This is a genomic window from Hyphomonas sp., assembly GCF_037969335.1.
In the GTDB taxonomy this organism is placed as follows: Bacteria; Pseudomonadota; Alphaproteobacteria; order Caulobacterales; family Hyphomonadaceae; genus Hyphomonas.
In genome coordinates this window covers 1-12,741 of sequence record NZ_JBBKXE010000057.1, presented here as the reverse complement: position 1 = coordinate 12,741, position 12,741 = coordinate 1, and the positions used below count along the sequence as shown (strand labels likewise).

Annotated in this window: 16 protein-coding genes; 8 read left to right on the top strand and 8 right to left on the bottom strand. The window is 60.2% G+C overall.

All coding sequences use genetic code 11. From position 1 onward, the window contains the following. Nucleotides 1-100: 100 nt before the first annotated feature. The 7 genes from AADA04_RS04715 to AADA04_RS04685 all read left to right on the top strand — a co-directional run bounded on the left by AADA04_RS04715 (nt 101) and on the right by AADA04_RS04685 (nt 6,906). Nucleotides 101-1,246 (top strand): cysteine desulfurase family protein, encoded by a 1,146-nt coding sequence (locus AADA04_RS04715; protein ID WP_340692089.1) that lies wholly within the window; start codon nt 101-103, stop codon nt 1,244-1,246. Then, on the top strand, nt 1,246-2,808 hold the full coding sequence (gene sufB / locus AADA04_RS04710; RefSeq protein ID WP_340692088.1) for a Fe-S cluster assembly protein SufB: 1,563 nt from the start codon (nt 1,246-1,248) through the stop codon (nt 2,806-2,808). Before AADA04_RS04715 ends, sufB begins: the two co-directional genes overlap by 1 nt. Nucleotides 2,809-2,907: 99 nt before the next feature. Beyond that, nucleotides 2,908-3,669, top strand: a complete 762-nt coding sequence (gene sufC, locus AADA04_RS04705; RefSeq protein WP_340692087.1) for a Fe-S cluster assembly ATPase SufC — start codon at nt 2,908-2,910, stop codon at nt 3,667-3,669. Continuing rightward, nucleotides 3,666-4,892 (top strand): SufD family Fe-S cluster assembly protein, encoded by a 1,227-nt coding sequence (locus tag AADA04_RS04700; protein ID WP_340692086.1) that lies wholly within the window; start codon nt 3,666-3,668, stop codon nt 4,890-4,892. The genes sufC and AADA04_RS04700 overlap by 4 nt, the downstream gene beginning before the upstream one ends. After that, nucleotides 4,889-6,112 (top strand): cysteine desulfurase, encoded by a 1,224-nt coding sequence (locus tag AADA04_RS04695; protein ID WP_340692085.1) that lies wholly within the window; start codon nt 4,889-4,891, stop codon nt 6,110-6,112. Before AADA04_RS04700 ends, AADA04_RS04695 begins: the two co-directional genes overlap by 4 nt. 9 nt (nt 6,113-6,121) lie before the next feature. Then, nucleotides 6,122-6,511, top strand: coding sequence for an SUF system Fe-S cluster assembly protein (locus AADA04_RS04690; RefSeq protein WP_340692084.1), 390 nt, complete (start codon nt 6,122-6,124; stop codon nt 6,509-6,511). Between the two features lie 35 nt (nt 6,512-6,546). Continuing rightward, nucleotides 6,547-6,906 carry an iron-sulfur cluster assembly accessory protein gene (locus AADA04_RS04685; protein ID WP_340692083.1) on the top strand — a complete coding sequence of 120 codons (360 nt, stop codon included), beginning with the start codon at nt 6,547-6,549 and terminating at the stop codon, nt 6,904-6,906. On the opposite strand, the gene AADA04_RS04680 is transcribed toward AADA04_RS04685, so the two are convergent. From AADA04_RS04680 to purC, 6 genes are all read right to left on the bottom strand, one after another. After that, nucleotides 6,903-7,535 (bottom strand): hypothetical protein, encoded by a 633-nt coding sequence (locus tag AADA04_RS04680; protein WP_340692082.1) that lies wholly within the window; start codon nt 7,533-7,535, stop codon nt 6,903-6,905. The two genes, AADA04_RS04685 and AADA04_RS04680, sit on opposite strands and share 4 nt — an antisense overlap. A gap of 84 nt (nt 7,536-7,619) precedes the next feature. Then, the gene (locus AADA04_RS04675) at nt 7,620-8,150 is read right to left on the bottom strand and encodes a hypothetical protein (protein ID WP_340692081.1); all 531 of its coding nucleotides are present in this window, start codon (nt 8,148-8,150) and stop codon (nt 7,620-7,622) included. Nucleotides 8,151-8,239: 89 nt separating this feature from the next. Then, a complete protein-coding gene (locus AADA04_RS04670) occupies nt 8,240-9,046 on the bottom strand; it encodes a 1-acyl-sn-glycerol-3-phosphate acyltransferase (RefSeq protein ID WP_340692080.1) in 807 nt (268 codons plus the stop codon). Nucleotides 9,047-9,084: 38 nt separating this feature from the next. After that, complete coding sequence (locus AADA04_RS04665) at nt 9,085-9,693, bottom strand: TetR/AcrR family transcriptional regulator (RefSeq protein WP_340692079.1); 609 nt, start codon at nt 9,691-9,693, stop codon at nt 9,085-9,087. A gap of 150 nt (nt 9,694-9,843) precedes the next feature. Next, nucleotides 9,844-10,089, bottom strand: coding sequence for a phosphoribosylformylglycinamidine synthase subunit PurS (gene purS / locus AADA04_RS04660; RefSeq protein ID WP_340692078.1), 246 nt, complete (start codon nt 10,087-10,089; stop codon nt 9,844-9,846). Nucleotides 10,090-10,173: 84 nt separating this feature from the next. Continuing rightward, entirely contained in the window at nt 10,174-10,947 is a 774-nt protein-coding gene (gene purC / locus AADA04_RS04655) for a phosphoribosylaminoimidazolesuccinocarboxamide synthase (RefSeq protein WP_340692077.1), read from the bottom strand. Nucleotides 10,948-11,120: 173 nt separating this feature from the next. On the opposite strand from purC, the gene AADA04_RS04650 reads away from it, so the two are divergent. After that, nucleotides 11,121-11,450, top strand: coding sequence for a DUF1476 domain-containing protein (locus AADA04_RS04650; RefSeq protein ID WP_340692076.1), 330 nt, complete (start codon nt 11,121-11,123; stop codon nt 11,448-11,450). Here AADA04_RS04650 and AADA04_RS04645 read toward each other — a convergent pair. Together AADA04_RS04645 and AADA04_RS04640 are read right to left on the bottom strand one after the other, a co-directional pair. Then, a complete protein-coding gene (locus AADA04_RS04645) occupies nt 11,440-11,946 on the bottom strand; it encodes a thioredoxin domain-containing protein (protein ID WP_340692075.1) in 507 nt (168 codons plus the stop codon). The genes AADA04_RS04650 and AADA04_RS04645 overlap by 11 nt on opposite strands. A gap of 50 nt (nt 11,947-11,996) precedes the next feature. Next, the coding region (locus AADA04_RS04640; protein ID WP_340692074.1) for a family 16 glycosylhydrolase at nt 11,997-12,741 on the bottom strand (745 nt) is incomplete at its 5' end.

Sequence of the window (12,741 nt, the reverse complement as noted above, 5' to 3'; positions counted from 1 at the left end):
TGAATTCTCTTGTAAGGGCGCGGTCATAAGCCAAATGAACCGGGAAAAGCAAATTTTTCTGCACGTGCACACTGAACCTTGAGCGAGTATACAAGAATCCATGATCTATGCTGACCACAATGCGACCTCGCCGCTTCGCCCGGAAGCGCGCGATTCCATGCTCGCTGTGTTCGACCTTGGGGCGACGAATCCATCGTCTGTCCATGCGAAGGGCCGGACAGCCCGAGGCGTCGTCGAGGCAGCTCGGGTGCAGGTTGGCGGCGCGATTGGCAGCCGGGCGGCAGATATAATCTTCACGGGTGGCGGGACAGAGGCCGATGCCCTGGCCGTTCAGGGCGTAGTGGATGCCCTGGAGGGCGCATGCACGCTGATCATATCGTCGATCGAGCACGAGGCGATTGCCAAATCGGCGAGCCATTCGGGCGCTGCGGTGCAAACGGCCTATGTGACGTCTGCCGGGCTGCTCGATCTGGATGATTTGCGCGCCCGGATGGCGGACTGGGACAAGGACGCCTGGGGCACGCCGGTATTGTGCCTGATGCTCGCGAACAATGAGACGGGGATAATCCAGCCGGTCGCCGAGGCCGCCGCGATCATGCGAGAGGCCGGTGGCCTGACGATCTGCGATGCGGTTCAGGCGCTGGGCAAGATACCGGTCAATGTCGGCATGCTCGGGGTCGATTACCTGTCCCTGTCGGCCCACAAGATTGGCGGGCCGCAAGGCGTCGGCGCTTTGTGGCACCGGGCTGGCGCGCCATTGAAAGCCATCCTTTACGGGGGAGGGCAGGAGCGCTCGTTGCGGTCGGGTACGGAGAATGTGGCTGGAATTGCCGGCTTTGGCGCAGCCGTCGAGGCGGCCGTCCGGGATTTGCCGAAATATGCCGCGTTGGCCAAGCATCGCGACGCCATGGAAACACGCCTCAAGGCGGATGGCGGTGTTGTGGTGATTGGTGAGGGCAGCCCACGCCTCGCGGGCACATCAAACTTCGCACGCGCCGGGTTCCGGGCTGAAACGCAGGTCATGGCGCTGGATCTGGCGGGTGTGTGCGTGTCTGCAGGTTCCGCTTGCTCTTCGGGCAAGGTCAAGCGATCTGTCGTGTTGATGGCCATGGGCGCATCTGACGCCCTTGCGGAATCAGCAATACGCACCAGCTTTGGATGGAATAGCGTGCCTGCCGATTTTGACGGCGTAGCCGATGCGTGGCTGGAAGCGGCACGGCGTACGGTTTTGAAGGAGAATGTGTGATGGACTGCTGCGGCGGGACCACCGAACACGACGAAGACTGCGACGACGTCAAGGTCAAGGACAGCATCGACGCCAAGACGGTCGAGGCTGCCAAAGCGCTTGAATCCGAGAATTATTCGGCGGGATTCACGACCGATATTGAAATGGACATGGCGCCCAAGGGCCTGTCTGAAGACACGATCCGGTATATTTCGGCGGCCAAGAACGAGCCCGAATGGCTGCTCGAATGGCGCCTGAAGGCGTACGAACGCTGGCTGACCATGGAAGAGCCGAGCTGGGCGATGGTTCGCTATCCCAAGATCGACTACCAGGCCTATTACTATTTCGCGGCACCAAAAGCCGGGGCGAAATATGCCTCGATCGACGATGTGCCGAAGGAAATTCTCGATACGTACGAGAAACTGGGAATCCCGCTGAGGGAGGCCGAAGTCCTGCTGGGCGTTGAAGGCGCGGTTGAGACTGCTGCCGAGGCGCGCGAAAAACCCCGGGTCGCTGTCGATGCCGTTTTCGACTCCGTGTCGGTGGCGACGACCTTCCGGAAAGAGCTTCAGAAGGCTGGCGTGATTTTCATGTCGATCTCGGAGGCCGTGCACGAATATCCTGAGCTGGTGAAGAAGTATCTCGGTACCGTGGTGCCGCAATCCGATAACTTCTTTGCCACGCTGAATAGCGCCGTGTTTTCGGACGGGACCTTTGTCTATGTGCCGAAGGGTGTGCGATGCCCGATGGAACTGTCGACATATTTCCGGATGAATGCCGAGAATACAGGCCAGTTCGAACGGACGCTGATCATAGCCGATGAGTCGGCTTACGTATCCTACCTCGAAGGCTGTACGGCGCCGATGCGCGACGAGAACCAGCTGCATGCGGCGGTGGTCGAGCTGGTGGCGCTGGACGATGCCGAGATCAAGTATTCGACGGTGCAGAACTGGTGGCCGGGCGATGAGGACGGCAAAGGCGGCATTTTCAATTTCGTCACGAAGCGCGGCGATTGCCGGGGCGACCGGTCGAAGATTTCGTGGACCCAAGTGGAAACCGGGTCGGCGGTGACGTGGAAATACCCGTCCTGCATCCTGCGCGGCGATGATAGTGTCGGCGAGTTCTACTCGATCGCTGTCACCAATGGACGCCAGCAGGCCGATACAGGCACCAAGATGATCCATCTGGGCAAGCGCACCAAGAGCCGGATCATTTCCAAGGGCATTTCAGCCGGCAAGTCGGACAATACCTATCGCGGCCTCGTGTCGGTGAACCGGAAGGCCGAGAAGGCGCGGAATTTCACCCAGTGCGACTCGCTTCTCATCGGCGACCGGTGCGGCGCGCATACGATTCCCTATATCGAGAACCGCTGTGCCAGTGCGCAGCTGGAACATGAGGCGACGACGACCAAACTGTCGGAAGACCAGCTGTTCTACGCTCGCCAGCGCGGGATTGCCGAGGAAGACGCAGTGGCCCTGCTGGTAAACGGGTTCGTGCGCGACGTGCTACAGCACTTGCCGATGGAATTCGCGGTTGAGGCGCAAAGCCTGCTCAAAGTGAGCCTGGAAGGCAGTGTCGGCTAGGGGTTCAACCCGGATCTTTCAGTTTAGTGGGGAATTCGTCTTCGCGTTTCTCTGTCGCAGGGGCTTTCCCTTAGGGCCCGGGCAGCTTACATGCGGCCTATGTTGAAGATCACAAATCTGACCGCCACAGTTGGCGAAGCGGCTGAGGCCAAGACTATCCTGAACGGCCTGACGCTGGACGTGCCTGCGGGCGAGGTTCATGCCATCATGGGGCCGAACGGTGCGGGCAAGTCGACGCTGTCCTACGTCCTGACTGGCCGTAGCGGCTACGAGGTGACGGGCGGAAGCGCGACCCTCAATGGCGAGGATATCCTGACGATGGCGCCCGAGGCGCGCGCCGCCAAGGGCATGTTCCTGTCCTTCCAGTATCCGATCGAAATCCCTGGTGTGCCGGTCATGACCTTCGTGCGGACGGCGATGAATGCCCAGCGCAAGGCACGCGGCGAGGCCGAAATTTCGGCGCCGGATTTCATCAAGAAATCCCGCGACGTGGCCAAGATGCTGAATCTTGATGCCGAAATGCTGAAGCGGCCGGTGAATGTGGGCTTTTCGGGCGGCGAGAAGAAACGTCTTGAAATCTACCAGATGATGATGCTGGAACCCAAATTCCTGATCCTCGACGAGACCGATAGCGGGCTTGATATCGATGCGCTGAAGACCGTGGCGGACGGCGTAAACGCGATGCGCGATCCGTCGCGCGGCATGCTGGTCATCACGCACTACCAGCGCCTGCTCGACTATATCAAGCCGGACAAGGTGCACGTGCTGGCCAAGGGCCAAATCATCAAGACAGGCGGTCCGGAACTCGCCCTGCGGCTCGAGCAGGAGGGGTATGACGGGGTGCTGGGAGAGGCCGCGTGACCACCGCCCTGCGCGACTTCATCAAGAACCCGACGACGGCTGAACTGGAACTGGTCGCGCGCTATGGCATGCAGCCGGAAGATGCGCGCCGGGAGCGGGCCTTTCTCGCTTTCTCTGAAACGGGCCTGCCGCACCGCCGGATGGAAGCCTGGAAGTGGAGCGACTTCAAGGCGACGCTGAAAGCACTGGAAACACCTGCCTCGGCCTCGGCCGAGGATCCGCTGCCGCATGATGGCACCCTGGTTTTCCGATTTACCCCCACCGGGTTCAGCCAGCCGAAAGTATTGCCGGACGGCCTGCGCATGGTGGCGCAACCGACGACGCAGGCTGTGGGCGGCGCGGAAGACGTGCCGCTTGGCGCGTTGGCCGCAGCTTTGGCTGGCGGCGGCGCTCGGCCGGCGACGCTGACATTCGAGATCACGTCCAGCGACCTGCCGCGTCTGCACTTCGTTTTTGACGGGGCAGGCGAAGCCAGCTTTGCACGGATTGTTTTCGTTATCCGCGCAGGTGCGTCACTGACCCTGACCGAGAGTTATCTGGGCGGTGCGGGATTTACGGCTGCCCTGCTGGAATTCAATCTGGAAGAAGGCTCCCGCCTGAACCGGACGATCTACCAACGTGGCGGCGCAGACGAAGCGCTGGCCGTGACCAGCCTGGTCAATCTCGCTGCAGACAGCGAAGCGACGCAAACGACTCTGGCCTTCGGTGCGAAGGTTGCGCGGATGGAAACGCGCGCGGTGCATCAGGGGACGGGCGCCAAGCTGTCGCTGAATGCGGCTTACCTGTCCGGCAATGGATTCCATGCCGATATTACGACGAACGTACGCCACGGCGCACCGGGTTGCGTGACGCGCCAGTTGACCAAGGGCGCAGTGCTGGATGGCGGGACCGGCGTGTTCCAGGGCAAGTTCTTCGTGCCGCGCAAGACAGGCCAGCATACGGATGCCGACATGCAGCATCAGGCCTTGCTGCTGGAAGACGGCGCGCAGGTTTTCGCGAAGCCGGAACTCGAAATCTACGCTGATGACGTCGAGTGCGCTCATGGCAATACGTGCGGTGCGCTGGACGATGCGCAGATGTTCTACCTGCGCCAGCGCGGCATTCCCGAGACGCAAGCGCGTGCGATGCTGACCGAGGCATTTATCGCGGAGGCGCTCGGCATGGCCGACGAATCCGTGCGCGACGTGCTGCTCGCTGAAGCGCAGAACTGGCTGTCGTCATGACACGGGCATTCGATGTCGCAGCGATCCGCAAGGAATTCCCGATCCTAACACGGGAAGTGAATGGGAAGCCGCTGGTCTACCTCGACAATGCAGCCAGCGCACAAAAGCCGGACGCTGTGATCGATGCGATCGCGAACCAGAGCCGCACGGCCTATGCCAACGTGCATCGCGGCATCCATACGTTGTCGAACGAAACGACCGAGGCGTATGAGGTCGGGCGTGAAGCGGCGCGCGAATTCCTCAATGCGCCGGATACGGATAATATCATTTTCACGAAGGGCGCGACCGAGGGGATCAACCTTGTTGCGTCTGCGCTGGCCGAAACGGTCCAGCCCGGTGACGAGATCGTGCTCTCGGTCATGGAGCACCATTCCAATATCGTGCCGTGGCATTTCCTGCGCGAGCGCCAGGGCGCGGTGCTGCGCTGGGTCGGCCTGAACGATGACGGGTCGCTCGACATGGACGCCCTGCGCGCCGCCATCGGACCGAAAACGCGCGTGGTGGCGATCAGCCACATGAGCAACGTGCTTGGCACCGTGAATGATGTCGCCGAGGTCGGGCGCATCGCGCATGAGGCCGGCGCGCGGGTGCTGGTTGATGGCTGCCAGGCCGCTGTGCACCTTTGTGTCGATGTGCAGACGCTGGGTTGCGACTGGTATGTGTTCTCCGGACACAAGCTGTATGGGCCGACAGGGATCGGCATCCTGTACGGGACGTCCGAGGCGCTGGCGGCCGCGCGGCCCTATCAGGGCGGCGGCGAGATGATCGAGACGGTCAGCATGGACCGGATCACCTATAGTGAGGCCCCGCACAAGTTCGAGGCCGGCACGCCGCCAATCCTCGAGGCCATCGGGCTCGGCGCGGCGATTCGCTGGTACCGGCAGTTCGACCCGGCCGAGGTCCAGGCGCATGAACACAAGCTGTACCAGCGGGCACGCGACGGCCTGCGCGGCGTCAACGGCCTGACCGTGCATGGCGAGGCACCGGGCAAGGGATCCGTGCTGGCATTCAGCCTGCAGGGCGCCCATCCGCACGACCTGGCGCAGATACTCGACCGGTACGGCGTGGCGATACGGGCCGGGCACCATTGCGCCCAGCCATTGATGACCCATCTAGGAGTCAGTGCGACGGCGCGTGCGAGCTTCGGAATCTACAATACCGAGGCGGAAGTGGACGTCTTCATTGAGGCGCTGGAAAAAGCACGCGGAATGCTGGTATAGAGGTCAGACATGGCAGATGATATGACTTCTCGCGACATGATCGACGTATCGGCTGAGGCTGACGCGGCCCCTTCGGCGCTGCCGCAGGATGAACTGAATCGCATCACGGATGCCCTGATCGCGGCCTTCAAGACAGTGTATGACCCGGAAATCCCGGTCGATATCTATGAATTGGGCCTGATCTACAAGGTCGACATCGATGACGACCGCAAGGTGGACGTGGATATGACGCTGACAGCGCCAGGATGCCCCGTGGCGGGCGATATGCCGGGCTGGGTGGAAACAGCCGCCCGCACCGTTGAAGGCGTCACGGACGTCGAGGTGCGCCTGACGTTCGATCCGCCCTGGGATCCGTCCCGGATGTCGGACGAAGCGCGCCTCGCGCTGAACATGCTTTAATTGAATCGCAGCCCTTCAGACCCTATCTGTTGATCATGGCCAGACGACCCCGCCCCAAACCCGTGACCTTGTCCGACACTGCAACAGTGCGCGTGCAGGAAATCATGCAGGAACGCGGCGCAGGTTTCCTGCGCGTCGGCGTCAAGAATGGCGGCTGTGCGGGCATGGAATATGTCATGGACTATGCAACGGCGCCGGAACCCCTGGACGAAGTCGTCGAGGAAAATGGCGTCACGATCCTGATTGATGCCCGGGCCGTGCTGTTCCTGCTGGGCAGCCAGATCGACTATGAGGTCACCCCGCTCCACGAGAAGTTCGTGTTTCGCAACCCGAACCAGACCGATGCCTGCGGGTGCGGCGAGAGCGTGACAATCGTACCGGCGACAGCCGACTAGTTGTCTGAGGCCGATTGGGCGTCGAGGTATTTCTCTATGATCGATTGGTCAAATTTTCCGCCATTGGTGACGGGGCAAATCCTGGCGAATGCAGTGAACACCGCGTCAGGTTCGGGAATCTCCAGATCATAGGTCTTGTCCCGCGCCTTCAGCCGCACCGTGTCGCCGCGTACGACGGCGTTGAATAGTCGCCGAGGCACCATGCGGTTGAACGGTACGATCTTCGAAGAGTCGGGATGGTATTGGAACGTCTCGCTGTTGCGATCGTCGCCGATCATCAGGATGCCCGTCAGCGACAGCAGTCGCAGCCTCGTCTTTGGGGCTTGCTCATATGTGTTCGCGGGATCGAGTTTGATTGCCGACTGGAGCGTGTAGTCACCCCGGGTGGTGGCTTGGCACCCGAGTTGGACAACTGGGCCTTTACCGCCGGATACGGAAATGATCCTCACAAAGCTGTAGAAATTGGGAGTGTCGCCAGCGTCGGAGCTGTCGACACTCCAGACCTGGTCACGGTCCTGCGTCCAAGACAGTGCCGATGGTGCTGGTGCAACATCGGCAAATCCCGAACCGGCGGACGCCAGGAACATGATCGATACCGTGCAGAGGGTCTTCTTCAGGCCAAGGGTCACATCCCATCTCTCCGTTCGCGCTCAGCTAGAAATTGAGCACGTATCAAGACAGAACGTCAACGCCAGAAAAATGTATCGACGGCCTTACGATTTCGTTCTGGCGTCGCGGACTTTCTGACAAGTCTTGGCGAAGGCCTTAAATACCTCATTCGGTTCGGGGAGTACGGTGTCGACGTTTCCGGCTCGCTGGATGGTCATTTTCAGCGGTTCGCCCAGCACGGCTGCATTAAACACTTTGGCGGCAACTTCATGGGATCGTGATTCGATCGCATCAATCGCAGGTATGAAGCGCACAGTGGTTTCGACCGGGCTGGCGCTGCCGACCATAACGGTGGCGCTTTCTGAACGTGAGTACGGCGCATTCTTGGCCAGTTGTTCTGGTAGAGAGGCGGGTTGGAGCGAAATCATCGCTGACAGCATGCCTTTAGCGTCGCAAGTCAGCAAGGCAGCCTGAGTGTCGGAGCCGTCTGTGTAGATCGCAAGTGGAGCGAATTCTGCCTGACCTTCCCAAGCCCGCCATTCATTGGCTGTGGCAGGGAGTGCGACGGCGGTTGCGATGGACAGTGCGAGTGCGCCGATGCGCACACTTTTTCGTTTATTGGTCATGTTGGTCATCCCGATTGGCCCCCGGGACTTCCTGAGCCCTTATTGAATAACAATAATAATCCGATGCGTAAACCAATAATTCGGTGCTGCGCAGAAGATCAGGCCTTGGAGAACGCCGACGGATCGTCCGAGGTCGGTTTCGATACCGTACCATTATGCGGATCGGGGATCAGCGTCGCCCGGAACGGCGGCACCCCTCGTACTTCTGCGACGAGTTCGGCCGTGCGTGTTTCGACTGCATCCGTGAGGCGCGCCATGAATTCGTCCTTGGGCAGGCCGGGTGGGATCGGTTCGAGAAACTCGATGACGGCCCGGCCGGGTGTTTTCCGGGTTTCCTGCTGCTTCCAGAACAGGCCGATATTCGTGGCCACGGGTACGACCGGCACGCCCATGGCTTCGGCCATGTGCCACACGCCGGGCTTGTAGCGGAAATGGTGGTCGACCGGGGCGAGGTGGCCTTCCGGATAAATCAAGACGCGGCGGCCCTCCTGGCGGGCGGTTTCCATGCCTTCGCGCAGCGACTCGGCCTTGCGATCACCGCCGCCACAGGTGTCGATGACGATGGCACCGAGCTTGCGCAGGATGCCGCCAACGAGTGGAAACCTCTCGAGATGGTCACCGGTCACGAAGGCGAGATTCTTTACTTCCGGATAGATCAGGTAGCCGTCACCCCAGCTTTGGTGCTTGGCGGCGATCACGAACGCGCCCTCGAGCAGATTGCTCCGCCCACGCACCTCTTTGCTGATGCCACCGAAGACAAGTAGGTTCAGGTTCATCGCGCGTGTGTAGCTGCGGATGATCAAGTTGACAGGGCCGCGCCCCGGCAGCGCCAGGAAGGGCAGGGACACCAGTACGTAAAAGACCGAGAGCAGGTAGTAGGTAACCGTAAACAGGAAGCCGCGCATGTGAATGTGCTTTCTTGAGTGTACGAGATTATGGAAAATCAGCCGGAGTGCAGCACGGCGAGAATCGCCTTGGTGAACGCGTCGGCGTGTTGGGAAAGGGGCCCCGGTAGGCGATTGTATATCTTGTTTTGCCCGGACTGCATGATGACGCCGAGTGCCATGGCCGCCTTCACGGCGGGATCCCCTTTCGGGATGATTCCGTCCTGCATCAGGCCTTCGATAATCCGTTCGGTTATGGTGACCGGATCGTCGTCGCGGCGCTTGTCATAGGGAAGGTAGCGGTTCAGCGAGACGAGGTGAAAGGAAAAAAGGAGGAAGTCTTCGTCTGCAAGCTGGCAATAGGCCGATACGGCTGCACCGACCTTTTCCTCAAGACTGCCTTCGCGCGCGAGCGCTTCCATCATCATCTTGCCAAGGCGGTTATGCGTTTCCATGAAGAGCGCGAGCGCAAGCTCATCCTTGCCCTTGTAATGCCGATAGAGTGCGCCTTCCGAGACGCCGGCCTGTTCGGCGATCTCGCGCGTGGTTGCAGCATCGACACCCTCGTGGATGAACAGTTTCAGCGCCGCCCGTTCGATCTTCGGACGGGCATTGCGGGCACGGGGTTTTTTGGCAGCTTCGCGAGCGGGAATGGCAGATTTTGGCATTCAAAGTCATCCTTGCGTTGACGCCTGTCTAGCACGTGGCAAGGCTAGACGCAAGTGAACAATCGCTCACAGAACCATGTCGCGACCGCCGCCTGGCACGACTGGTTCACAGATGCGTATGTTAAAAAGGCCCCGGCAGACTAGCCGAAACTAGGCAGCGAACTCGACGCGGTAGCTTTCGATCACGGTATTGGCGAGCAGCTTCTCGCACATTTCCCTGACGCGCGCCTCTGCCGCTTCCGAGGTCAGGGCGTCGTCGATGTCGAGTTCGATGACCTTGCCGATGCGTGCGGCTTCGACTTCCTTATAGCCCATTCGCGCAAGCGTATCGGCCACCGCCTTGCCCTGAGGGTCGAGGACGCCGGATTTCAGGGCAACGTGGACAATGGCTTTCATCGGGTAGGGCTCCAAAAGGTATGAGTCGCGCTCGCTTTACCCTAGACTGGCTGGCAATGGAATGTGCCGTTAAGTCCCGCGTGGCTACTTGCCCCCGGTAAAGCTCACGACATTGTCGGTCTCGCCAGATTCCTTGATGATCCCGAGTCGCCGGGCGACTTCGGCATAGGCTTCCGTGACGCCACCAAGGTCGCGGCGGAACCGGTCCTTGTCGAGCTTTTCGCCTGTCTCGAAGTCCCAGAGGCGGCAGCTGTCGGGGCTGATCTCGTCGGCAAGCAGGATGCGGGGCACCTCGCTATCGCCTTCGAAATACCGGCCGAACTCAAGCTTGAAGTCTACGAGCCGAATGCCAACAGCGGCAAACAGGCCTGACATGAAATCGTTGACCCGTAGCGCCAGGGAAATGAGGTCATCATACTCCTGCGGTCCGGCCCAGCCGAATGCCGCGATGTGCTCTTCCGTCACGAGCGGGTCACCCAAGGCATCATCCTTGAAGTAGAACTCAACCATGGGCCGCGGAAGGACCTGACCTTCCTCGATGCCGAGGCGCTTGGACAGCGTGCCGGCGGCAATGTTCCGGACGACGACTTCAAGTGGAATGATTTCCACCTTCTTGATCAGTTGCTCACGCATGTTGAGCCGGCGGATGAAGTGAGTCGGGATGCCGACTGCGCCGAGACGGGTCATCATGAACTCGCTGATGCGATTGTTCAGCACGCCCTTGCCATCCAGTACGGCTTTCTTCTGCGCATTGAAGGCAGTAGCGTCGTCCTTGAAATACTGAATAAGGGTGCCAGGCTCAGGGCCCTCATAGAGGATCTTGGCTTTTCCCTCGTATACGACACGCTTTTTCGACATTCGACAGAGCCCTTTCATGGGTAATCGAGGGAAAAGGCGGGTCGGAATCGCCAGCGTCCCCATTAGATCGCGACTGTTACGCCAAGTCGCGCCGATAAACAATTATTGCGCACACCTGATCTGGCACCCTATATGGCAGAAAATCCTGAATTTCTCGCTGAAAGGCCAATTCCATGAGCACATTTGACGATCGTGAACGCGCACAAGAGGCCAAATATGCCCTCGATCAGGAAACCCAGTTCAAGGTGGCGGCCCGTCGCAACAAGCTTTTGGGCCTTTGGGCGGCCGACCTGATGGGTATGAGCGGCGACGATGCCGAAGCGTATGCCAAGACCGTGGTTCTCTCCGATCTCGAAGAGGCCGGTGAAGAGGACGTGTTCCGCAAGGTGCGTGGCGATTTTGACACAGCTGGTGTTGATCGCACCGATGCCCGCATTCGCGAGCAGATGGCAGAACTGATGCCCATCGCGCGCGAGCAGGTCATGAAAGACATCAAGGGCTAGGTTGGGCCAGAGTCCTGTTCGGCATCGGTGGCGGACAATCCGTGCCGTTCGGTCGCCTTTGGCCGGGTTTGACCTTCGTCGCGAGGACGAGGCCTTCCTGCAGGCGATCTTCAATCTGTAATGTGCTCAACGCTGTTGTGATACAGGAGAGAGGTTCGCCATTGTCTGCGGCGATAATCACTGCGATGCCCGCATGACCGCCATACCAGTCCCAGAGATAGGCCGCTTGATGCTCCGCGGTGAGTGCCTGAAGCTGTACGACGAGCGCCTTTTGCGCGTCGTCGTCCGACCGGGTGAGGCGCGTCATGTCGAGCTCCACCAGCGTCACACCCTGATCGCTGAACTGATCGACGGCGTCGGCGAGGCGCGGATCCAGCACCCGGCAGAGCGGGCACCAGTTTGCCGAGAAATTGATGATTTTGACAGCTGGGTCTGCCGCTGACGAAAGACAGAACGCGATGAACGCGACGCAGGTTGAGATCATCCGGAAAGGCATGGAGCCAGATTAGACCGTAAAGCTCTGGACTTGCCAGTCACACTTGCACGTCAGGGCGTTGGCTGACGGGACAGCTGGGCGGTGACGGTGTGAGACGTGCTGGGGCGGCGCGGCAGGAACAAGTCGCTGCAAGCGCGCGAGTCTTCGCCAAGGGGCGAAAACGAAACGCATGAATAGTGGGCCGCGGCGCCGGATTCGAATGTTGGCTTGCCGTGCCAGGCTGACATGAAGGGTTTGCCCGTCCAGGCATTGAAAATGACACTGCCGGGGGTCGTTGGCAGGTGCGTGTCGCCTGCCACGGTCTTGTAGTAGGGCTCGCCATCGACGTACCAGGTGATGCCTTCTGGGGCCCATTCAAAGGCGTAGAGATGGTCGGCGTCGGCGGCATCAAAGGGCAGGTCGAAGGTCGCTGACTCGCCGGTCTTGCCATTGCGGAAATAGTTGAAGTGAACACGCGACGTATCGAGACCGAGGAACTCGATGTCGATTTCGTCATGCGGATTGCCTTCGTATTCTCCGGTATAAGTGAAGAAGGATGACACGAGGCCAGACCCTTTTGCGGGCCGCATGACGACCTCGTAGCGGCCATAACCATAGGTTTTCAGCGTCTTCATCTCACCGCCGGTATAGGGACCTGACCGGGACGGGTGGCGTCGCACTTCAAGGTCTGCGCCCTCGGCCGACTGGCCAATATTGTCACGAGACCAGTCGCCACCATAGTGGCCGGTAGGGTTGGAATATTCCGAACGGTAGAAAAAGGCATCGTTCAGCGTGTCGCCGAGCAGGGTAATGATC

What these genes read in the sequence shown, in the direction of transcription:
- AADA04_RS04715 (WP_340692089.1), top strand. Translation starts at nt 101, where the DNA reads ATGATCTATGCTGACCACAATGCGACCTCGCCGCTTCGCCCGGAAGCG.
- sufB (WP_340692088.1), top strand. Translation starts at nt 1,246, where the DNA reads ATGGACTGCTGCGGCGGGACCACCGAACACGACGAAGACTGCGACGAC.
- sufC (WP_340692087.1), top strand. Translation starts at nt 2,908, where the DNA reads ATGTTGAAGATCACAAATCTGACCGCCACAGTTGGCGAAGCGGCTGAG.
- AADA04_RS04695 (WP_340692085.1), top strand. Translation starts at nt 4,889, where the DNA reads ATGACACGGGCATTCGATGTCGCAGCGATCCGCAAGGAATTCCCGATC.
- AADA04_RS04690 (WP_340692084.1), top strand. Translation starts at nt 6,122, where the DNA reads ATGGCAGATGATATGACTTCTCGCGACATGATCGACGTATCGGCTGAG.
- AADA04_RS04685 (WP_340692083.1), top strand. Translation starts at nt 6,547, where the DNA reads ATGGCCAGACGACCCCGCCCCAAACCCGTGACCTTGTCCGACACTGCA.
- AADA04_RS04675 (WP_340692081.1), bottom strand. Translation starts at nt 8,150, where the DNA reads ATGACCAACATGACCAATAAACGAAAAAGTGTGCGCATCGGCGCACTC.
- AADA04_RS04670 (WP_340692080.1), bottom strand. Translation starts at nt 9,046, where the DNA reads ATGCGCGGCTTCCTGTTTACGGTTACCTACTACCTGCTCTCGGTCTTT.
- AADA04_RS04665 (WP_340692079.1), bottom strand. Translation starts at nt 9,693, where the DNA reads ATGCCAAAATCTGCCATTCCCGCTCGCGAAGCTGCCAAAAAACCCCGT.
- purS (WP_340692078.1), bottom strand. Translation starts at nt 10,089, where the DNA reads ATGAAAGCCATTGTCCACGTTGCCCTGAAATCCGGCGTCCTCGACCCT.
- purC (WP_340692077.1), bottom strand. Translation starts at nt 10,947, where the DNA reads ATGTCGAAAAAGCGTGTCGTATACGAGGGAAAAGCCAAGATCCTCTAT.
- AADA04_RS04650 (WP_340692076.1), top strand. Translation starts at nt 11,121, where the DNA reads ATGAGCACATTTGACGATCGTGAACGCGCACAAGAGGCCAAATATGCC.
- AADA04_RS04645 (WP_340692075.1), bottom strand. Translation starts at nt 11,946, where the DNA reads ATGCCTTTCCGGATGATCTCAACCTGCGTCGCGTTCATCGCGTTCTGT.